Annotated in this window: 18 protein-coding genes; 13 read left to right on the top strand and 5 right to left on the bottom strand. The window is 64.1% G+C overall.

Annotated features, from left to right (window positions below):
• Positions 1 to 113: 113 nt before the first annotated feature.
• The 9 genes from pyrE to FHR23_RS03245 all read left to right on the top strand — a co-directional run bounded on the left by pyrE (position 114) and on the right by FHR23_RS03245 (position 7,492).
• Positions 114 to 698, top strand: coding sequence for an orotate phosphoribosyltransferase (gene pyrE / locus FHR23_RS03285; RefSeq protein WP_184001474.1), 585 nt, complete (start codon positions 114 to 116; stop codon positions 696 to 698).
• Positions 695 to 1,423, top strand: coding sequence for a pyridoxine 5'-phosphate synthase (locus FHR23_RS03280; RefSeq protein ID WP_184001473.1), 729 nt, complete (start codon positions 695 to 697; stop codon positions 1,421 to 1,423). Before pyrE ends, FHR23_RS03280 begins: the two co-directional genes overlap by 4 nt.
• Positions 1,424 to 1,637: 214 nt before the next feature.
• Complete coding sequence (gene acpS / locus FHR23_RS03275) at positions 1,638 to 2,060, top strand: holo-ACP synthase (RefSeq protein ID WP_184001472.1); 423 nt, start codon at positions 1,638 to 1,640, stop codon at positions 2,058 to 2,060.
• Positions 2,050 to 2,940 (top strand): signal peptidase I, encoded by an 891-nt coding sequence (gene lepB, locus FHR23_RS03270; RefSeq protein WP_184001471.1) that lies wholly within the window; start codon positions 2,050 to 2,052, stop codon positions 2,938 to 2,940. Before acpS ends, lepB begins: the two co-directional genes overlap by 11 nt.
• Positions 2,937 to 4,001, top strand: a complete 1,065-nt coding sequence (locus FHR23_RS03265; protein WP_184001470.1) for an AI-2E family transporter — start codon at positions 2,937 to 2,939, stop codon at positions 3,999 to 4,001. Before lepB ends, FHR23_RS03265 begins: the two co-directional genes overlap by 4 nt.
• Complete coding sequence (gene maiA / locus FHR23_RS03260) at positions 3,994 to 4,635, top strand: maleylacetoacetate isomerase (RefSeq protein WP_184001469.1); 642 nt, start codon at positions 3,994 to 3,996, stop codon at positions 4,633 to 4,635. The genes FHR23_RS03265 and maiA overlap by 8 nt, the downstream gene beginning before the upstream one ends.
• A gap of 157 nt (positions 4,636 to 4,792) precedes the next feature.
• A complete protein-coding gene (locus FHR23_RS03255; protein WP_184001468.1) occupies positions 4,793 to 5,740 on the top strand; it encodes a hypothetical protein in 948 nt (315 codons plus the stop codon).
• Positions 5,740 to 6,267, top strand: a complete 528-nt coding sequence (locus FHR23_RS03250) for a DUF2141 domain-containing protein (protein WP_184002155.1) — start codon at positions 5,740 to 5,742, stop codon at positions 6,265 to 6,267. Before FHR23_RS03255 ends, FHR23_RS03250 begins: the two co-directional genes overlap by 1 nt.
• A gap of 25 nt (positions 6,268 to 6,292) precedes the next feature.
• The gene (locus FHR23_RS03245) at positions 6,293 to 7,492 is read left to right on the top strand and encodes a glycosyltransferase (protein ID WP_184001467.1); all 1,200 of its coding nucleotides are present in this window, start codon (positions 6,293 to 6,295) and stop codon (positions 7,490 to 7,492) included.
• A gap of 22 nt (positions 7,493 to 7,514) precedes the next feature.
• Here the strand turns inward: FHR23_RS03245 and FHR23_RS03240 are convergent, their stop codons facing one another.
• Positions 7,515 to 9,209, bottom strand: coding sequence for a dipeptidyl-peptidase 3 family protein (locus FHR23_RS03240; RefSeq protein WP_184001466.1), 1,695 nt, complete (start codon positions 9,207 to 9,209; stop codon positions 7,515 to 7,517).
• A gap of 137 nt (positions 9,210 to 9,346) precedes the next feature.
• Between FHR23_RS03240 and FHR23_RS03235 the strand changes: the two genes are divergently transcribed.
• Positions 9,347 to 10,975, top strand: a complete 1,629-nt coding sequence (locus FHR23_RS03235) for an alkaline phosphatase D family protein (protein ID WP_184001465.1) — start codon at positions 9,347 to 9,349, stop codon at positions 10,973 to 10,975.
• A gap of 75 nt (positions 10,976 to 11,050) precedes the next feature.
• A complete protein-coding gene (locus FHR23_RS03230; protein ID WP_184001464.1) occupies positions 11,051 to 11,935 on the top strand; it encodes a LysR substrate-binding domain-containing protein in 885 nt (294 codons plus the stop codon).
• 4 nt (positions 11,936 to 11,939) lie between these two features.
• Here FHR23_RS03230 and pepN read toward each other — a convergent pair whose 3' ends face one another.
• Positions 11,940 to 14,531: an aminopeptidase N gene (gene pepN / locus FHR23_RS03225; RefSeq protein ID WP_184001463.1), complete on the bottom strand. Its 2,592-nt coding sequence runs from the start codon at positions 14,529 to 14,531 to the stop codon at positions 11,940 to 11,942.
• 122 nt (positions 14,532 to 14,653) lie between these two features.
• Here pepN and FHR23_RS03220 point away from each other — a divergent pair, with 122 nt between their 5' ends.
• Together FHR23_RS03220 and FHR23_RS03215 are read left to right on the top strand one after the other, a co-directional pair.
• Positions 14,654 to 16,318, top strand: coding sequence for a M28 family peptidase (locus FHR23_RS03220; RefSeq protein ID WP_343042964.1), 1,665 nt, complete (start codon positions 14,654 to 14,656; stop codon positions 16,316 to 16,318).
• Positions 16,319 to 16,328: 10 nt separating this feature from the next.
• Complete coding sequence (locus tag FHR23_RS03215; protein ID WP_184001462.1) at positions 16,329 to 17,141, top strand: Rossmann-fold NAD(P)-binding domain-containing protein; 813 nt, start codon at positions 16,329 to 16,331, stop codon at positions 17,139 to 17,141.
• Here the strand turns inward: FHR23_RS03215 and FHR23_RS03210 are convergent.
• From FHR23_RS03210 to FHR23_RS03200, 3 genes are read right to left on the bottom strand one after another with little or no spacing between them, the layout of a single operon-like run.
• Positions 17,066 to 17,986, bottom strand: a complete 921-nt coding sequence (locus tag FHR23_RS03210) for an EamA family transporter (RefSeq protein ID WP_184001461.1) — start codon at positions 17,984 to 17,986, stop codon at positions 17,066 to 17,068. The genes FHR23_RS03215 and FHR23_RS03210 overlap by 76 nt on opposite strands.
• Complete coding sequence (locus FHR23_RS03205) at positions 17,983 to 18,987, bottom strand: threonine aldolase family protein (RefSeq protein ID WP_184001460.1); 1,005 nt, start codon at positions 18,985 to 18,987, stop codon at positions 17,983 to 17,985. The genes FHR23_RS03210 and FHR23_RS03205 overlap by 4 nt, the downstream gene beginning before the upstream one ends.
• A 57-nt stretch (positions 18,988 to 19,044) precedes the next feature.
• Complete coding sequence (locus FHR23_RS03200) at positions 19,045 to 21,069, bottom strand: transglycosylase domain-containing protein (RefSeq protein ID WP_246359671.1); 2,025 nt, start codon at positions 21,067 to 21,069, stop codon at positions 19,045 to 19,047.
• Positions 21,070 to 21,664 lie beyond the last annotated feature (595 nt).

Raw genomic sequence — 21,664 nt, 5'->3', positions numbered from 1 at the left:
ATACGGTGGGAAACGCTTTGTCTCAAGCACAACAACCGCTTTTTTGCCGCAGTTGCAGTGCACAACGCGGATGCGTATGGAACGCGCGGCCATGCTTGGATGAAGGAGTTGTGATGACGGATGAAGAGATTCTGGCGGAATTTCGGGCTGCCGATGCGCTGCTGGAGGGGCATTTCATCCTGTCGTCGGGCCTGCGCAGTCCCCGTTATCTGCAATGCGCACGCGTGCTGATGAACCCCGCGCGCGGCGGGCGGCTGGCCGAAGCGCTGGTTGCGCGCATTCCCGAATCGCTGCGGAGCGATATTTCGGCGGTGGTGTCGCCCGCCATGGGCGGCGTGATCGCGGGACAGGAAATGGCGCGCGCGCTGGGCGTCGATGCGATGTTCCTCGAACGCCCCACCGGCACCTTCGAACTGCGCCGCGGCTTCCGGCTGGAACCGGGGCAGAAAGTGCTGATGATGGAGGATGTCGTCACCACCGGCCTGTCGTCGCGCGAAGCGATTGCCGCGATTGAGGCGGCAGGCGGGGAAGTGGTCGCCGCCGCGTCGCTGGTCGACCGGTCGGGCGGCAAGGCTGAATTCGCTATGCCCTTCTTCCCGCTGATCCGGCTCGACGTGCCGACCTATGAAGCCGATGCGCTGCCGCCCGAACTCGCCGCCATCCCCGCGATCAAGCCGGGGAGCCGCGCGGCTGAATGAACGAAGCTTTGCGCCTCGGCGTCAATATCGACCATGTCGCCACCGTGCGCAACGCACGCGGATCGGGCTATCCCGACCCGGTGCGCGCGGCGCTGCTCGCGGCTCAGGCGGGGGCGGACGGGATTACCGCGCATCTGCGCGAGGATCGCCGCCATATCACCGATGACGATATCGCGCGGCTGTCCGACCAGTTGACGATCCCGCTCAATCTCGAAATGGCGGCGACGCAGGAGATGCTGGCGATCGCCCTGCGCCATCGTCCGCACGCCGCCTGCATCGTCCCCGAAAAGCGCGAGGAACTGACGACCGAGGGCGGGCTGGACGCGGCGGGACAGTATGACCGCCTTGCCCCGATGTGCGCACAGCTGAGGGAGGCAGGCGTGCGGGTTAGCCTGTTCATCGAACCCGACCCTGCGCAAATCGAGGCGGCGATCCGGCTGGGCGCACCGGTCGTCGAACTGCACACGGGGCGCTACGCCGAACTGGACGGAGCCGATCAGGCGGCGGAACTGAAACGTCTCGCCGATGCTGCGGCGCTGGCTGCGAAAAACGGGATTGAGGTCCATGCCGGGCACGGTCTGACCTTCGACAATGTCGTGCCCATCGCCGCGATCCCGCAGATACGCGAACTCAATATCGGCCATTTTCTGATCGGGCAGGCGATTTTCGACGGCCTTGCCCCGGTGGTGCAGCGGATGCGCGCGTTGATGGATGCGGCGCGCTAATGGTTGGCTCGCTCTCGCTCGCAGACGGCACCGGCCCGCTCCCCCTCCCGGCCACCCATGACAATATCCTGATTGGGTGGCCGGGAGGGGGAGCGGGCCGGTGCCGCAAGGGACGGGCGGATGCCCGTGCCGCACCCACAAAGAATCGTATTTGCGAGACTAAGGAATATGACGGGAGCCATCTTCACCGGGATGCCGCATTCGGAAATGCGTCATGATCATCGGCCTCGGTTCCGACCTGTGTAATATCGACCGGATTGCCCATTCGCTGGACCGGTTCGGCGAGCGCTTCCTCAACCGCGTGTTCACCGATGTCGAGCGGGCAAAGGCGGCGCGGCGGCCGCACACCATCGCCGGCACGCTGGCCAAGCGCTTCGCCGCCAAGGAGGCCTTTTCCAAGGCGGTGGGAACCGGCTTCAAACGCGGTGTGTTCATGCGCGATATCGGTGTGGTAAATGCGCCATCGGGCGCGCCGACGCTGGCCCTGAGCGGCGGTGCGAAGGAACGGCTGATGGCGATGGTGCCCGCCGGACATGAGGTACAGATACACGTGACGCTGACCGACGATCATCCCTGGGCGCAGGCGTTCGTCATCATTGAGGCGTTGCCGATAGCCGGGACAATGCATGACGAGTGAAAAACTGACGTTGGATCAAGCAAATAACGGCGGGAGCGCCGCACGGGAAGAAACTGCGGGTACAGCCAGGAAAAAAACCAACTGGTGGGCGGAGGCGCGCGCGATCCTGCTGCTGATTTTGGCGGTGCTCGCCTTTCACAGCCTCGTCGCAAAGCCCTTCTATATCCCGTCGGAATCGATGCTGCCGACGCTCCGCGTGGGCGACCGGCTGATCGTCACCAAATATCCTTATGGCTATTCGTACATCACCCCGACCTTTCACGTCCTGCCGTTCATGCATGGCCGCCTGTTCGGGCATATGCCGAAGCGCGGTGACATCGTCATCGTCGTCCCGCCGGGTAAGGACACCGATTATATCAAGCGGGTGATCGGCCTGCCGGGCGACCGGATCGGGGTGGCGGGCGGCACCGTCTATCTGAACGGGGTGCCGCTGAAGCAGAAGCGGATGGGCACGCGCGATATTCCGGTCGACGGCAATACGAAATGCAGTCCCGACGAATATCCCGGCATGCGCGTGCGCAATGCACAGGGGAAATGGGTCTGCCGCGTGCCGATCGTGCGCGAATGGCTGCCCAGCGGTCGTTATTACGACACGATTGACCTGGGCTATTCGCCCGGCGACAATTATCCTGAAATTACGGTGCCTAAGGGGAAGGTGTTCCTGATGGGGGATAATCGCGACAACAGCGCCGACAGCCGGTATCCGCTGTCGGAAGACGGACTTGGCGGGCCGGTGCCGTGGGAAAATATCGGCGGCCGGGCGGAGTTCATCACCTTCTCGCTCGACGGTAACGCGACCTGGAATCCGCTGACCTGGATTCACGATTTCCGTCCCGGCCGGACGGGTCTGTCGCTCCACCCCAAACAGGCGAAGCAATGAGCAGCGAGCCCGAACCGGTGCAGCAGCCGGGGCCGAATGAAATGCGCGATCCCGCGACGCGGGCGGAAGTGCGCAGGGCACTGGTCTGGTTTTCGATCGCGGCGGCGATCGCGCTGATCGTGTTGCTGATTCAGCCCCTGCTGATCATTTTCGGCGGGCTGGTCTTTGCCGCGATGCTCGACGGCGGGGTGCGCCTGCTGGGCCGGGTATTGCCGATCCCGCGCGGCTTTCGCCTGCTGATCGTCGTGCTGCTGGCAACCGCTTTTGTGCTCGGCACCTTCTACATGGCAGGCATGCAGATTGCCGCGCAGGCCAGCCAGTTGCGCACAACGCTGGAAACGCAGGCGGACAGGGTCATCGCCTGGGCCGCCAATCTGGGCATCATGCCGCATCGGGAAGATATTACCGGATTGGTACGCGAAGGCATGGGATCGATCGGCAAGCTGACCTCCGCTTTGGGAACGGCGGTCGGCGCGGTGACGACGATGTTCATGATTCTGGTGATCGGCCTGTTCGTCGCGATGGAGCCGCGCATCTATGATCGTGGCCTGCAATGGATGGTGCCGCTCGACCGGCGTGAGGACTTCGCGGTCACGATCGACAACATGGCGCTGACCATGCGCCGCCTGCTTGCCGGGCGGCTGCTCGGCATGGCGTTCGAAGGAACGCTGACCTGGCTGGCGCTGTGGGCGGCGGGCGTGCCGATGGCGCTGCTGCTGGGCATCCTGACCGGCCTGCTCGCCTTCATTCCCAATATCGGCGCGTTTATCAGCGGCATGCTGATGGCGGCGGTGGGGTTCAGCGCGGGCGTGGACACGGGGCTGTGGGCGATTGGCATCTATATCGTCGTGCAGACCTTTGACGGCTATGTCGTCATCCCGATGGTCGCACGCCGCACGGTGGACCTGCCGCCCGCGCTCACTTTGTCGGCGCAGATCCTGACCAGCGCGCTGTTCGGCATCTTGGGGCTGGCGCTGGCCGATCCGATGGTGGCGATGATCAAAGTGGCGCTGGAGCGTAAATCGGAAATTTCAGCGCGTGGAGCGGTGCCGCATGAGTGATCTGCTGCTCTATGACTACTTCCGGTCCTCGGCGGGATACCGGGTGCGCATTGCGCTGGCGATGAAGGGGCTGTCCTATCGCCGCCATCCGGTGCAACTGCTGCCGGGTGAGCAGCGGCAACCCGATTATCTCGCCCGTAATCCGCAGGGGCTGGTGCCCGCGCTCGATATCGGCGGCGCGGTGCTGACGCAAAGTCTGGCGATCCTCGATTGGCTGGACCGGCGCTACCCGGAACCGCGCCTGCTGCCCGATGAGCCGGAGGCGCGCGCGCGACAATATGCCATGGCGCTGGCAATTGCCTGCGACATTCACCCCATCGATAATCTGCGCGTGCTGCAATATCTCGATCGCGAATTGCAGGTCGCAAAGCCCGACCGCGACGCCTGGTATGCGCACTGGATCGTCGAGGGGCTGACCGCGCTCGAACGCATGGCGGGCGACGGGCGGTTTCTGGGCGGGGAAGAGCCGGGGCTTGCCGATATCTGTCTGGTGCCGCAACTCTATAACGCCCGGCGCTTTTCGGTACCGCTCGACGCCTTTCCCAAACTGGTGGCGATCGACGCTGCCGCAACCGCCTTGCCCGCCTTTGCCGCTGCGCATCCGGACCGGTGCGAAGAAGCGTCCGGCGCATGACGCATTGACGGAAATATGACGGAAACCTATCTACCGTTACTGGCGAAGCCGTTGAGATGCGACGCCTTACACGCGAAATCCGCGTGGTAAGCGGCGGCCTGCATCGGTCGGCGCCGTATGACGTCGATAGTCGATTGAGGCCGCAAAAGCGCACGCCATGACCGTATCCGGTTCCCAGACCGACATTAGCGATACCCCGGTAAAGCCGATTCCGTTCGGGTCCGATATCGCGGGACTGGAGCCGGTCGAAAAAATCCGTCGTCGCTGGCCGCTATGGCTGGGCTATGCGCTCAGCATATTGATGGTGATCGGGCTGGCGCGCGAGCTGTTCGACGACGGGCTGACCGGATTGACGCGGATGGTACCGGTCAATCCACTGTTTTATGCGTTCTTTTTCGCCGCCTATATCGCGCCGCCCGCATTCGATTTCCTGATCTTCCGGCGCTTGTGGAAATTGCCCTTTTCCGGATTCGGGGCGCTGGTCCGCAAACGCATCGCGAACGATGTGATCATCGGCTATTCGGGCGATGTCTATTTCTATGTCTGGGCGCGCGAGCGGCTGAAAATGGTCGTCGCCCCATTCGGCGCGATCAAGGACGTGACCATCCTGTCGGGTATTGCCGGAAACGGTATTACCTTGCTGATGGCGGCGTTCGCGCTGCCGCTGGGGCTGGGATTGCTGACCCCGTATCAGTTCCGGGTATTTATCGGATCGGTGGCGATCGTGCTGGCCACCTCCCTGCCGTTTCTGATTTTTTCGCGACGGGTGTTTTCGCTGCCGCGCGGGCAATTGTGGTGGATTTTCGTCATGCACTGCGCGCGCGCGGTTTTCGGCATGGCGATGCTGGCGCTGGCCTGGCATTTTGCGATGCCGATGGTCGCGGTGGGATGGTGGGCATTCCTGGTCGCGGCACGCCTTTTGGTGTCGCGTTTGCCGCTGGTGCCCAACAAAGACCTCCTTTTCGCCAACATCGCGATTATGTTGATCGGGGAGGGCAAGGCGCTGTCGAACCTGATCGCGTTCACCGCTGCGTCAACATTGCTCCTGCATATAGTGCTGGCAGGAGCGTTTGCGCTCCATGCTTTGTTGGAGAAGAAGAATTGATTGGTAAGATTGCATTGATTGCCGCCGCCGGCAGCGCGCTTCTGGCTGCGCCCGCAGCAGCGCAGGCAGGCGCGATCGGTACCGATGCCGCCGCTTGTAACAGTGACAATGGCCCGGCCATCCGCGTCAATGTCGAGGGGCTGAAGGACCGTACGGGCCGTCTGAAGCTGGAACTCTATCCCGCCGACGCGGACGATTTCCTGAAGGACGATCACGATCTGGAACGCGAAGGAAAGGTGTTCCGGCGCGTCTGGGCGAAAACCCCGCAATCGGGGCCGGTAACGATGTGCATCAAGGTGCCGCATCCCGGCACCTATGCGCTGTTTTTCACCCATGATCGCGATGGCCGTAACAAGTTCAATATCTGGAAGGACGGCGCAGGCATTCCCAGCAACGAAAAGCTGGGACGCAGCAAGCCTAAAGTCGGCGAAGCCGAGGTGACGGTCGGTGATGGTGTCGTCACCAAGGATATCCGCGCCCAATATATGCGCGGGATCTTCAGCGGTTTCGGTCCGCTGAAGAACTAAACAGGGCTGAAAAGGGGGGCGGGTCATGCGCGTCGTCGATATCAACGAGTTCTACTCGCCGACCGGCGGGGGTGTTCGGACCTATCTGGAGCGCAAGATGGCGATCATGGCCGAGATGGGCCATGAACTGATCGTCATCGCCCCCGGCAAGGAAGACGGCGTGGAAGAACGCGTCGGCGGCGGCAGGATCTGCTGGGTCAAGTCGTTGCCGATGGTGGTGGACAAGAATTACCGCCTGTTCTGGGCCGAGGCGCCGATCCACCGCCTGCTCGACTCGCTGAAACCCGATATCGTCGAAACCAGTTCGCCCTGGCGTCCGGGCTGGATTCTGGCGAACTGGCAGGGCGATGCACCAAAGGTGTTCTTCGCCCATAACGACAATGTCGCCGCCTATCCGCTGCGCTGGTTCGAACGGCTTGCCTCTCCGAAGAAAATCGAAGAGGCGTTCGGCTGGTACACGCGGCGGATGGACGGTTTCCTGCAACATTACGACGCGTTCGTGACCAACGGGCCGGCGCTGTTCAAACGCTATGCCAAGCGCGGGCTGAAGGTTCATGCGTCGATGGCGCTGGGAATCGAGCGCGGCTTTTTCTCGCCTACCCTCCGCGACGAGAAACTGCGTAGTGCCTTGCTGGAGCAGCTCGACCTGCCGCCGCATGGCCATCTGCTGCTGGGGCTTGGCCGCCATCATCCCGAAAAGCGCTGGCCGATGGTGTTCGACGCGGTCGAAACCGCCGGGCACGACCTGCCGGTGGGCATGATCCTGATCGGGCAGGGGGTGGATCGCCGGCGTCTGGAACGCCGGATCGCGGGCAGCCCGCATATCAAGATGTTCCACCCGGTCTATGATCGCCCGCGTCTGGCGCGGATCATGGCAAGCTGCGACGCGCTGATCCACGGATCGGATGCAGAGCCGTTCGGGCTGGTCGGGCTGGAGGCGGTGGCGTCCGGCCTGCCGCTGGTCGTGCCGGATGAGGGCGGGCTGTTCGAAATTTCCGATCCGCTCTATGCCGAAACCTATCGCGCGCGCGATGCACACAGCGCCGCCGAGGCGATTTTGCGTCTGTTCGGTCGCGATCAGCGCATCCTGAAGGCGGCCGCCAACCACGCCGCCGGACAGGTCCGCACCGACCGCGATCATGTCGTCGACCTGCTCGCTTATTATGAAAGCCTGATCCGTGAAAAGGCAGGCGACGTTCCGCTGCTGGGACGCGGCGCCGCCTGACCGGCAACCGCGTCCGGTCACGTCAGACCTTGTCGGGATAGATGGGCTGAATGTCGACGGGAATGTCGTGCATCGTCGCGATCACGCCCTTGGCATGGTCGTCCAGCACCGCCCATTTCGCCATGAACGCCTTCGTGCCCGCATAATCGCCGGTCGCCTGAAACATCAGGATCTGGTGGAGCAGGTCGCGGATGGCGCTTTCCATCTTCGCATCATCGACGCGATAGCGTTTGTCGGTCGCATCCCATCGGATCGCGCCCTTGGCTTGTAAATAGCGATATTGCATGGCCGCACCCCGGCCGTGCGCTTCCTCGGTCCCGAAGCGGACGGAACGGAAGATGCCCGCGACATAGCTGGCGAACAGTTGCGGCTTTTCGGAAGCCGGCAATACGCCCTTCTTCATCATGAACAGGATGTTCCACACGCCCGCGACATCGGCCTTGGCTTCTTCCAGCGCGGAATTCTGTTCCTTCAATTCGGCATCGACGGTGGTCTGGCGCCCGTCGACGGTGATCGTGCCCGGCCCCAGGCTGTGCGACAATTCGTGGAACAGCGTGTCGAGCTGCATATATTTCTTCACGACCAGCTTGGCCTGATCGGGTTCAAGCACCAGCGGCGCCATCGGCTTCAGGATGCGGTCGTATTTGGCGCCGAGCACATTGGACAGGATCACCTTTTTCGCGCCCTTGGCCTCACGCACGCGCTCGTCATTGGGCAGGTTGAAGGCAATGGTCTGCACGCCCGGCACATTGTCGCCGCCGCCATGCACCTGTTCGGCAACCGCGATCGGGCTGGCAAAGCCGCGCTTGAAATTCTTGTATTCGTCCGGCTCGGGAAGGTTTGCCTCCATATCGCGCAGATAATGTTTATACTTGTCGAGTGCGGCCGATTCCTTGGGGTTTTTCAGCGTCACGAAGCTTTCGAACGCCGCCTTCGCGCCATACAGCCTGTCGGTATAGACCTCATACGGCCCGATCGCGATTTCGATGGGCGTGTTCTTCAGATCCATCCATGCCAGTTCGCTCTGGAAATAGTCATCGGTGCGGAACGCCTTGGCACGCAGCGTCAGGAAATGTTTCAGGCTGGGGTTGCTGGTGATCGACGCCGCCTTCTCCAACAGCTTCGCCGCCGGTTCCAGCCATTGCCGATACTCGACGGAATAGGGCACCGCCTTCAGCGTGTCACCGTCGCGGCGCACGACGGTATAGAGGCTGGTCAGATCATCCTTCTGGCCGGGATGCGCCTTCAGATAGGCGTCGAACTCCGCCTTGGTCATGTCGGTGGGATAGAAATTCGCGCCCGGCGGCATCGGACGGCTACCCCAGAACGGCTTGTTGTCGTTGAGTTCGTCCCATGGCCCGAAATTCAGATCGTACATGTTGAGCAGCAGGTCGCGGTCCCCGCGCTTCGATTTTGCGATCGCCTGCCGGTCCTGCGGATACCAGGGGTCGCGCTGATGCTTGTAGATTTCGCTCATCAGGTCGGATGCCTGGATCAGCAGGTTGACCACCTGCCGCTGCTCACTGGTCAGGAAGCTGGTGTCCGGGTGCATCTGAATAGGCGCGATCTTGGCGCGGTCGGCGGCGAGCGTCTGTGGCGATTCGTCGGTGATCGCCGCAGCGCTGTTGCCGGTGCCCGCCATGCGGTTGCCCGAACCGCCATGGCTGGGGGTGCAGGCGGCAGTGGCCAGCAACAGGGGAAGCAATGTTGTGCGCATCAATATCCTCTCACGGATCAATGGAACGGCTCTCAATGGCCGGGATGATGATTTTGTAGCCATGGTTTGATGCGCTGTCACGAAGACGCAATTTGCCGGGCGCAGGGGGGCATGAACAGAAATACAGGGAGCCGTTCATGACCGTTCGTATCAACCGCCGCTCATTGCTGGCCACCGGCACCTTCGGGCTGGGCGCATTCGCCGTGCCGGGGTTCGCGCAGGCGCCCAATGTTACGCATCAGCAGGGCTTTACCCATTCGGTCGCCAGCGGCGAACCGGCGGCGGATTCGATGCTGCTATGGACGCGCTATGTGCCAAAGGACGGCGGACAGGTCGAACTGAAGGCGGAAATGTCGACCACCCCCGATTTCAAAAAAGTTGCGGCCGGTGGGGCGGTCATTACCGGGCCATGGGCGGACCATTGCGCAAAGCTGACGCTTGCCGGACTGGAGCCGGGAACCCGCTATTATTACCGCTTTATCGCACCCGACGGCTCCATGTCGCCGGTGGGCGAAACGAAGACGCTTCCCGATGGCAGCGCATCGTCGTTCAAAGCGGCGATCTTTTCCTGTGCGAACATGCCGTTCGGCTATTTCAACGCCTATGGCGATGCCGCCGCGCGCGGCGATATCGACCTTGCCATCCATCTCGGCGACTATTTCTATGAATATAAGAAAGGCGGCTATGCGCCCGATGGCGGTGCCGTCGATGGCCGCTGGCCCGAACCGGTGGGCGAACTGATCCATCTTGCCGATTACCGGCTGCGCTATGCCAGCTATCGCGCTGACCCGGATTTGCAGGAACTGCACCGCAGGATGCCGATGATCGTGCAGTGGGACGATCATGAATCCGCGAACGACAGTTGGGAGGGGGGTGCGCAGAATCACCAGCCTGATGAAGGCGACTGGGACAATCGCAAGGATGCCGCAATTCAGGCCTATGACGAATGGATGCCGGTGTCGGACATGCCATGGAAAGCCTATCCGATCGGCGATCTGGCGACGTTGTTCCGTACCGAAACCCGCATTCTGGCCCGTACCAAGCAGCCCGATATCGCGCCGCTGTTCAAGGAAGCCGATCCGGTCAAGGCGCTGATCGCATTTCGCGACGGAAAATGGATGGACCCGGCCGCGACGATGATGGGATCGGATCAGGAAAACTGGCTGTCGCATGCCATGCAGGCGTCGGTGAAACGCGGCGCGAAGTGGCAGATTGTCGGCTTCGGTACGATTATGGGCAAGACGATTGCGCCTGCGAGCGCAATGGACTGGGTTCCCGCCGGCGCACCCGCTCAGGTGCGCGACTATATGCGCGCAGGGATCGTCGCGGGCAAAGTCGGCCTGCCATTCAATTTCGACAATTGGGGCGGCTATCCGGCGGCGCGCGCGCGTTTCCTGCAATCGGCGCAGGAAATGGGGTCCGATCTGATCGTCCTTTCCGGCGACAGCCATAATGGCTGGGCCTATGATCTGGGCCACGACGGCAAGCCTGCGGGCGTCGAATTCGCCGGTCAGTCGGTGACATCTCCGGGGTTCGAACACTATGTCTCCGCCGACCCCAAAACGGTCGCGGCGGCGCTGGTTTCGGCCAATCCAGAGCTCAAATGGTGCGATACGTCCAATCGCGGCTATATGGCGATGACGGTGACGCCGGAGCGGGTCAGCAACGACTGGATCTTCTGCAACTCCATTACCAGCCGTACCTCGCAAGCCCGCGTCGGACACAGCGCAACGGTGGATCGCGGATCGAACATTATGACGGCCTGATCCTCCTGATACTGGAAGTATCGGAAAAACGGATTAGACCGCTACATCCGATCCGCTTTTCCGATGGGTTTGTGCATGACGCTGGAACAGTTGCGTATCTTCGTCGCCGTGGCCGAACGTGAGCATGTCACGCGTGCTGCCGAGGCGCTGAACCTCACCCAGTCGGCGGCGTCGGCGGCGATTGCCGCGCTGGAGGCGGGGCATGATGTGAAACTGTTCCACCGGGCGGGACGCGGCATCGCGCTGACAGAGGCAGGGCGGGCCTTTCTGGATGAGGCGCGCGCCGTCCTTGCACGCGCGCAGGCGGCTCGCGCCGTGCTCGACGATATCGGCACGCTGCGGCGCGGCACGCTGCGGCTGGTCGCCAGCCAGACCATCGCCGGATACTGGCTGCCGCCGCTGGTGGCCCGCTTTAGACGGCTCCACCCGGCGGTGATGCTGAACCTGTCTGTCGGCAATAGCGAGGAGGCCGCCCGCGCGGTTGCGGAGGACGATGCCGAACTGGGTTTTGTCGAAGGGGCGGTTCTGCATCCCGCACTGGCGCGCCGGGTGGTGGCCGAAGACAGGTTGCAGATTGTTACCGCCCGCCCTGCAACCGCCGGGGTGGATCGCGACTGGCTCAGGCAAATCGCATGGGTCGTGCGTGAGCCGGGATCGGGCACGCGGGCAACGCTGGCCGACATGCTGGCCGAAGACGGCATCGCCCTCGACGCGCTTGAAAATGTGCTGGTGCTGCCGTCGAACGAAGCGGTGCGCACCGCGGTGGAACATGGCGCGGGCGCGGCGATGCTTTCCGATGCGGTGGTCGCCGCCTCGGTCGCTGCCGGAACGCTGCATGTCCAGCCCTATCGCCCGGTATCGCGCCCCTTTTACGCGCTGCATCACAAGGAACGCTATCGCAGCAGGGCGGCGCAGGCGTTCGAGGCACTGATCGAGGAGAAGGCGTCGCCCTCCTCCTGAGACTTTACCCCTTCAGGCTGCGCTCGGCCTGTTCGAACATGTCCTTGCTCAGCCCCGGCGTGGCGAGGATGCGTTCCAGTTCGGCGCGCATCTTTTCCGCACGGTCGGCATCGAATCGTCGCCAGCGGCCCAGCGGCGGCAGCAGCTTCGCCGCGGTCTGCGGGTTGAGCTTGTCGAGCGCCAGCAACTGGTCCGCCAGAAAGCGATAGCCGCGCCCCGACGCATCATGGAATGCGCGCTGGTTGACCGAAAAGGCACCGACCAGCGACCGCGCCCGGTTGGGATTGGCAAGCGTGAAATCCTTGTGCCGGGCAAGCTGCTCGACCTGATCCAGCGTATCGTCGCGTCCCGACAGCGCTTGGGTCGAGAACCATTTGTCGAGTACCAGCCCGTTATCCGAATAGCGGTTGTAGAAAATGTCGAGCGCCGCCACCCGCTTGTCCGACGATCCGTTGGCGAGCACGCCCAGCGCGCCCTGCCGGTCGGACATGTTATCCGCCTGCTCGAACTGGAGGAAAGCCAGGCCGGCCGCATCCGGCGCGCCGCCGGCATTGATATAGCCGAGCGAGACCGTGCGCAGCCGCCGTGCACCTTTCGCGGCGGGGGTCAGTTCGAACCGGTCGGCGCGCGAAGCCTCATAGGCTTGCCGCCACAGCCCTTCCAGCGAGCGGCCGAGGTCGCGGCGCAGCGCTTCGCGCACGCGATGGATCGCATCGGGATCGACGGTGGCCATCTGATCGCCGACGAAGTTTTCGGACGGCAGCAATACCGCTTCCGCGATGAATGCGGCGTCGAGCCGTTCGTCGCCCAGCGTATTGGCCACGGCCTCGATCACCGGGGCATGGTCGGTCCGGCCATGCAGCACGCCCGCGATCATCGTGTCGAGCATCAGTTGCTGCATCGCCTCATAGCGGGCGAAGGGATCGTCGTCATGCGCCGACAGAAACGCCAGGTCGGCGGCACTGCGATCGGTTTCGATCACGACCGGCGCGGAAAAGCCGCGATTGATCGACAGGACGGGGCGTTCGCTCACGCCTTCGAACGCGATTTCGGATTCGAGGTCGGACAGCAGCACAAGCTGTTCGGGACCGAAAGCGCTGCCGTCGGTTTCGCTGAACAGCTTGAGCTTCAGCGGCAGCACCATCGGCTGCTTGTCGGGTTGTCCCGGCGTCGCGGGCACGCTCTGGCGCAGCGTCAGCAGCGCGCGGTCGCTGCCCTGTTCGTGGGACAGGCTGGCGGTGACGCGCGGCGTTCCGGCCTGCGAATACCATAGGCGGAACTGCGACAGGTCGATTTCGCCTGCTTCCTCCATACAGCGCACGAAATCCTCGCATGTCGCCGCCGTGCCGTCGAAGCGGCTGAAATACAGGTCGGTGGCGGCCCGGAATTTCTGCGGCCCCAGCATCGTCGCCATCATGCGGATGACTTCGGCGCCCTTGTTATAGATGGTGGCGGTGTAGAAGTTCGAAATCTCGATAAAGCTGTCGGGACGGATCGGATGCGCCAGCGGTCCGGCATCTTCCGGGAACTGGGCGGCGCGCAGGGCACGGACATCCTCGATCCGCTTGACCGCGGCCGATCCCTGATCGGCGGAAAAGCTCTGGTCGCGAAAGACAGTGAAGCCTTCCTTCAGCGATAGCTGGAACCAGTCGCGACAGGTGATGCGGTTGCCCGACCAGTTGTGGAAATATTCATGCGCGACCACGCCTGCGATGGCGTCATAATCCTGATCGGTGGCAGTGTCGGGATCGGCGAGGATGTAGCGGCTGTTGAAGATGTTCAGCCCCTTATTTTCCATCGCGCCGAAATTGAAATCGTCGACCGCGACGATGTTGAACACGTCGAGGTCATATTCGCGGCCATAGACGCGCTCGTCCCACGCCATCGAGGTTTTGAGCGCTTCGAGCGCATGTTCGGTCTTGGCCAGATCCTTTTCGCGCACCCAGATGCCAAGCTGTACCTCGCGTCCCGACCGGGTGGTAAAGGTGCCGCGATTGACCGCAAGGTCGCCCGCCACCAGCGCGAAGAGGTAGCAGGGTTTGGGGAAGGGGTCGTTCCATTCCGCCCAGTGGCGGCCATGGTCGAGGTCGCCCGACGCCACCGGATCGCCGTTGGACAGCAGCACCGGATAGCGGGTCTTGTCCGCCTCCATCCGCACGCGATAGCGCGTCAGCACATCGGGCCGGTCGGGGAAAAAGGTGATGCGGCGAAATCCTTCCGCCTCGCACTGGGTGCACAGATTGCCGCCAGAGGCATAAAGCCCCATCAGTTGCGTGTTGCGTTCCGGCGCGATCCGAACGACCGTTTCGACGTGATGCATCGCCCCGTCCAGCGGCACGACCAGCGTATCACCGTCCATATGATATTCCGCCTCACGCCCGTCGACGCGCACGCTTTCCGGGGTCAGCCCGTCGCCGTCGAGGCGCAGCGGCCCGGCATCGCTGCCGTTGCGTTCGACCTTCAGCACCGCATGCACCGTGGTGACGGCGGCGTCGAGATCGAAATCGAGCGCAATCTCCGGCACCATCCAGTCCGGGGCGCGATAGTCTTCGCGGCGGATCACATGGGGCTGGGCGGTGGTCTGGGCATCGAGCATGAAACAAGCCTAACAACAGGAAAAGGATTAAATCCAGACGCTTTCGCACGCCGGATGGTTGCGTACCGTGGGCTGGCTGCTACTCCGGTCGGTGCATACGTACAAGCTTTGGGGGAAAGTGCGTGTTTCGTTGGACGGTTTTCGTATCGGCGCTGGCGCTGAGCAGCACGGCTTTCGCGCAACAGGCGGAGGCGCCCGCGCGGGTCGCGCAAGGCAAGGACACGGTCGCGGCGCGCAATGCGATCATCAACCGGCCGCTGCCGCCCGCCGAGGCGGCGATGAAGGCGCATGTGATGTTCCTGGCCTCCGATGCGATGCGCGGACGCGATGCGGGCAGCCACGAATATGATATCGCCGCCCACTATGTCGCGGCGCAATTCTATGCCGCCGGCCTGAAACCGGCGGGCGATGCCGGCAGCTATCTTCAGCATGTGCCCCTGATGGCGTACAAGGTCGATGGCAAGGGTGCTTTCACGCTGCGCGTCGGCGACCGGACCATCCCGCTCCGGTTCGGCAAGGACTATCTGCCGTCCCCGAACCCGGCGGCGGTGGATACGAAGGTGTCGGGCGAAATCGTCTATGTCGGGCAAGGGATCGTCGCGCCGCAATATAAGCGCGACGATTATGCCGGGGCCGATGTGCGCGGAAAGGTCGTCGCGCTGCGCACCGGCGCGCCGTCCTCCTTCAACGGGGAGGAGCGCGCCCATTTCGGTAGCATGCGTACCAAGCTGGTCGAGGCGGCGAAGCACGGGGCGGTGGGCGCGGTGATCCTGCTGACGCCCGGCACCACCTTGTCGGGCAGTCGCAATGCCGGGCGTGAACGAGTGACCTGGATGGACAGGCAGGGCAACGGTTTCACGCCCGCGCCGCAGACGCCGCTGCTGGGGGTGCTGGGCGGCGATGCAGTGACGGCGCTGGGCAAGGCGGCGGGGATGCGTGAGAAAAAGCTGGGCAAGGCGCTGTACGGCGACACACCGATCGTCTTTCCCGCCACGCTGTCGGTCGAGATCAGGACGGCGCGGCGCAGGATGGACAGTTCCAATGTCGCGGGCCTGTTGCCGGGCAGCGATCCGGCGCTGAAGGATCAGGTGGTAATCCTGTCCGCGCATCTCGACCATGTCGGCGTGGGCAAGCCCGATGAGACCGGCGACACCATCTATAACGGTGCCGAAGACAATGCCGTGGGTATCGCCTCGCTGATCGAGGAGGCGAAGAAGTTTCAGGCATCGGGCAAGCCGCCGCGCCGCTCGATCCTGTTCCTTGCCGTCACGGCGGAGGAAAAGGGGTTGGTCGGGTCGGAATATTTTGCCCACAATCCGACCCTGCCCAAGGATCATCTGGTCGCCGACGTCAATCTCGACATGCCGATCCTGACCTATCCGTTCGAGGATGTGATCGCGTTCGGCGCGGATCGTTCGACGCTGGGGCCGATCGTGCGGCAGGCGGCGGCAGATGCCGGGGTCGCCTTCTCGCCCGATCCGATGCCGGAAATGGGCCTGTTCGTGCGCTCCGACCATTATCGCTTCGTCCAGCAGGGTATCCCCTCGGTCTTCCTATGGCCGGGCGAAAAGGGGCCGGGCAAGGCGGCGGTCGAACTGTTCTTCGCCGAACATTACCACAAACCCTCGGACGAACTGGGCAAGGACGGGATCGACTGGGCGCAGGGGGTGCGCTTCATCGACGTGAATTATCAGATCGCACGCGCCATCGCCGATGCCGATCAGCGCCCGGCCTGGCACAAGGGCGATTTCTTCGGCACGCTCTATCACGGCTACGGCGCGCAATAGGACGGGGACGATGCGGCTGCTGATCTTCGGGCTGGGCTATACGGCATCGCGGCTGGCGGCGGCGCTGGGCGACCGCGCGGTGGTGCAGGCGACGACCCGCGACGGGCGCGGCGATACGATGGCGTTCGACGATGCCGCGGCAGTGGAGCGCGCGATTGCAGCCGCCACGCACATCCTCTCTTCGGTGCCACCGGGGCAGGGGGGCGACCCCGTGCTGACCCGCTATGGCGCGCGTTTCGGCGATCGGTGGCTCGGCTATCTCTCCTCGACCGGCGTCTATGGCGATGTCGGCGGCGCGTGGGTGGACGAAAGCGCGCCCATCGGCGGCGGACGCCGCGTGGAGCGGGCGGAGGCGGATGCGGCATGGCTCGCACGCGGTGCGCATGTGTTCCGCCTTCCCGGCATTTACGGCCCCGGCCGTTCGCCGCTCGATCGTGTCGCGTCTGGAAAAGCGCACCGTGTCGATATGCCGGGGCAGGTGTTCAGCCGCGTCCATGTCGATGACATCGTGTCGGGCGTCATCGCCGGGTTCGATGCGCCTGCCGGGGCCTATAACCTCTCCGACGACTGCCCCGCGCCGCAGGATGCGGTGATGACCTATGCCGCGCATCTGCTCGGCCTGCCACCGCCGCCGGTGGTGCCGCCGGCCGACCTCTCGCCCGCCGCACAGGGATTTTATGCGGAGAATCGCCGCGTCGCGAACGGCAAGGCGAAACGCGTGCTCGGCTGGCGTCCGGCCTTTGCCGATTACCGGTTCGGTCTGCGCGCCCTCAGCGCCACGACCAGCCCCGCCACCGCCAGCACGCCGCCCGCAATCGCATAGGCCGACCAGCGATAGCCCTCGAACACGGTTGAAAAGCCCATGGCGATGATCGGCACCAGCACGCTGGAATAGGCCGCCTTGGCCGGGCCGATGACCCGGATTACGCCGAAATAGAGCGTGAAATTCACCGCACTCGCAAAAATGCCGAGATAGGCGACACCCGCCCAGAAACCCGGTGAAGCCGATCCCACCGGCGGGCCGAGGGTCGCCCAGGCCAGCGTGCCGTCCAGAACCGCACCGATCAGCATCGCGACCGCCAGCATCGGGATCATCGGATAGCGGCGCGCGGTCTGTGTCGCCTGCATCACGCTGGCCGCCGATGCCGCCAGCATCCCCAGCACCGCCAGCCCGATGCCGAGCCACATCGCGCCGTTCGCGCTGACATCCAGCCGTGCCTCCTGCACGAACAGCAACGCGATGCCCAGCAGCGCGAGCGCCGATCCGGCCAGCAACTGCCCGCCCATCCGCTGCCCCAGAAACAGGCGCGCCAGCAGTGCATTGGGCACCAGAATCAACGCGATGATCGCCGCCACCAGCCCGGAGGTGATGTACTGCTCCGCGCGATAGACGAAATTGAAGTTCAGGCAGAACTGGCTCAGCCCCAGCGCGGCGGCGAACCCCAGCCCGCGCAGGTCGGTCGGAAACCGCTCACGCCGCCACAGCGCCAGCGCGAACATCACCGCGCTCGCCAGCAAAAAGCGATAGGTGACGGACCAGCTTGCCGGAACATCGGCAATCTGCCCGCGAATCACCGTCCAGGTCGATCCCCAGATCAGCGTGACGATGGCAAAGGGGATCAGGACCGCAAGCTGCGTCGAACGCGGCCGTTCGGCCTCTTCGCTCACAAGGCGGCAATCGCATCGGCCAGCGGCCGGACGCTGTCGGCGGTCTGGTCCCACGAAAAGACGAGGCGGATTTCCCCCGGCGCCCAGTCATAGAAATCGAACCCGGCGGCGCGCAGCCCCGCCGCCTCGTCCGCCGACATCTTCACGAACACCTCGTTCGTCTCGACCGGATAGACCAGCCGCTCCGGCCCCGCCGCTTCGGCGACCAGCGCCGCACCGGCATTCGCCGCGCGCGCATTGGCCAGCCACAGATCGTTGTCGAGCATGGCGAGGATTTGCGCCGCGAGATAACGGCCCTTGGAAAACAGCATCCCGGCTCGTTTGCGCCGCCGCGCAACGCCCTTTGCCCGCCCGGTATCGAAAAACACCAGTGCCTCGGCATGCATGCCGCCGTTCTTGACGAAGCCGAAGCTCAGCACATCGACGCCCGCGCGCCAGGTAATATCGGCGGGCGCGCAGCCCAGATGCACCAGCGCATTGGCAAAGCGCGCACCGTCCATATGCATCCCCAGCCCGTGCCTGCGCGCGGTTTCGCCCAGCGCGCCCACTTCATCGGGGGTGTAGGCAAGGCCGTATTCGGTGGCGTTGGTGATCGACAGCGCGTGCGCCTGCACCTGATGCACATCGGGACGGATGCCCGCCAGCAGCGCCTCGACCGCGTCCGGCGTCACCTTGGCACCGGGACCGTCGACCAGCATCAGCCGCGCGCCATGGGTGAAGAATTCGGGTGCACCCGCTTCGTCCATCTGGATATGCGCCTCGCGGTGGCAGACCACGCCGCCGTCTGGCGGGCACAGCGCGGTCAGCGCCAGACAGTTTGCGGCGGTGCCGGTGGGCACCCACAGCGCGCTGACCTGTGTCTCGAACACCTCCGACAGCCTGCCGTCGAGCTGTGCCGACCACCGGTCGCCGTCATAGGCGGTGTCGAGCGTGTTGGCGCGCGCCAGTGCGTCGAGCACCTGCGGGCAGACCGGGGCGGCATTGTCGGAGAAAAAGCGCATGACCCGTGCCTTGCGATCAGCGGGGCCGCGCGTCAACCGCTCTGTTGCGGAGCGCGCTCAATCGCCCTCGTCGCCCGATCCCGGCGCACGCTGGCGGTCGGCGGGCGGTGGTGCGGGGGGAGGGGGCGGCTGGTTGCCGATGCGGATGCTGCCGTCGCGGTCGATACGCAGGTTCAGCCCCAGCCCGTTAAACTCCAGCGGCTTGTTCAGGTGGATGCCGTCCAGCGGGATCACCTTTTCGACGCTGCTATCGTCATCGCTGTCGTCATTGGCCGGAACCGGCGCGCGATAGGCCGAAACGCCCAGCGCGTGCGTCATGAAATCGCGCCAGATCCGCGCCGGCGGGCCGCCGCCGAACAGCCCCGGATTGGGCGTGTTGTCGTCATTGCCCATCCACACTCCCGTCACCAGCCCGCCCGCATAGCCGATGAACAGCGCGTCGCGCCCGTCCTGCGTCGTGCCGGTCTTGCCATAGGTCGGGATCGACAGCGCCGCCCCCCGGCTGGTGCCGTAATCGACCGACGCGGCGAGCAGCTTGCGCATCCCGGCCAGCACGGCGGGATCGAATTGCCGCGTCCCGCCGGAGAATTTGCTCAGCCAGCTTGTATCGGGATCGTCCGTCGCCGCCAGCCCGCGCGGTTTCACCGGCGCCTTGCCCGCCGCGATCGAGGCATAGGCCGCGGTGAGTTCGAGCAGCGAGACATCCGCCGTGCCCAGCGCAATCGTCGCCTCATCGGGGATCGGCGTGGTGATGCCCAGATCACGTGCCGCGCGGATCACCGCGCCCGGCCCCACCTGATTGGTCAGCCGTGCCGCCGCGACGTTGCTGGAAATCGCAAAGGCGCGGGTCAGCGGGATCGGCCCCAGATAGCGTTTCTCCGCATTTTCGGGCGACCATTTGCCGATCGTGACGGGCTTGTCCTCGACAATCGAATCGGGCGTCATTCCCGACCGCAAGGCGGCGAGATAGACGAACAGCTTGAAGGTGGAGCCGGGCTGCCTGCGCGCCTGCACCGCCCGGTTGAACGGGCTTTTATCGTAATTGCGCCCGCCCACCATCGCGACGACTCGGCCATCGGGGCGCATCACCACCATCGCCACCTGCGCCTTGTTCAGGTGCGCGCGCTGTACCGCGCGTTCGGCGGCGCGCTGCAAGCGGCTGTCCAGCGTCGTGCGTACGGTTTCGTCGGTGACGATCTCGCCCGCCCGGTCGCGCGCATCGGGCAATACCCAGTCGGCGAAATAGCCGCCGCTGGGCAGCTCTTTCATCGCATGGACGCGCAGTTTCACGGGCTTTACCGCATCGGCCTCGGCAGTGCTCAGGAACCCCGCCTCCTGCATGGCGTGCACCACCACCGCTTCGCGCGCCCGTGCGCCTTTCAGGTTGCCGGTCGGGGCCAGCCGCGACGGTGCCTTGACCAGTCCCGCCAGCATCGCCGCCTGCCCGGTGGTCAGGTCTTCGGGACTGCGGCTGAAATAATGCTCGGCCGCCGCGCGCAGGCCATAGACATTGTCGCCGAAATAGACGTTCGACAGGTATCGCGACAGGATCTGGTCCTTGGTCAGCCACGCTTCCAGCCAGAAAGCGATCAGCACCTCGCGCAGCTTGCGGGTGACGGTGCGGTCCGAATCGAGAAAGGCGTTCTTGGCAAGCTGCTGGGTGATCGTGCTCGCCCCCTGCAACGATCCGCCGGAAAAGCTGTTGTGCAGGAATGCGCGGACGATACCGCGCGGATCGACGCCCCAATGGCTATAGAAACGCCGGTCCTCGATCGCGATAAAGGCGTTGGTGACGCGCTTGGGCAGGTTCGACGCATCGACCGGCGCGGCGATGATCGCCCCGCGCCGCGCGATCGGCTTGCCCTCCGCCGACAACAGCGTGATCGATGGCGGCGCGAGCGGCTTCAGCGATTTGGACAGCGGCGCCGTCACCGCCAGCCAGATCACCGCGATCACGAACAGGATAATGAACAGCCCCAGCCCGCGCATCAGCCAGCGGAACCAGCGGATACGACGGCGCGGCGGCTCGACCGTATCGTCTTCGTCGAATTCCGGGTCGTAATAGGGCGATCCGCCGGTCAACCCGGTCGGTTCTTCGCCATGCGCCGGCCCGTATTGGTCGGGCTCCGGGGGATCATGTCGCGATACGCGTGGAAACAGCCTCACAAGCGCTGTATTAACCCCATACGACAGTCCCGGCAAGCATCATGCACCACCCTCCCCGGCAAGGGGAGGGTGGGGAGGCCGCATTGGTCATGTTCCGGTAGAGTCTTATAAAATCGGCAGGTCTGTTTACGCCCCCATTGCGGACATTCCTGAGAGCAGTAAGTTAACGGCGTGACCGTAATAGGAACAGCTCTATTGATTGGCGGGCTTATAGGAGCTGTGGCTGGCTTGGTGCCTCGGGCCAAAATCGGCTGCGCCGTCCTTGTCATTATCCCGCTCGTGATGCTCGTCCAAACCTCCATCCAGCTAAACGACGCAAGCCGTCGTCCAGATGCCCTCGATGCACTTCTCTACGTGTTCAATCCACTCTGGCCGAGCCTCGGAGCACTATTAGGCTTCGGACTTGTGAGACTTCTTCGGGCAATGGCCTTGCGCAAAGATCGGAACGGCAGATAACCACCCCACCCCAGACATTGGGGGCAACTCTGAACCGCATAGGGTAGCGAGCGCC

The sequence above is a fragment of the Stakelama sediminis genome, assembly GCF_014199335.1.
GTDB classification, from domain to species: Bacteria; Pseudomonadota; Alphaproteobacteria; order Sphingomonadales; family Sphingomonadaceae; genus Sphingomonas; species Sphingomonas sediminis.
This window is presented reverse-complemented; position numbering and strand designations above follow the sequence as displayed.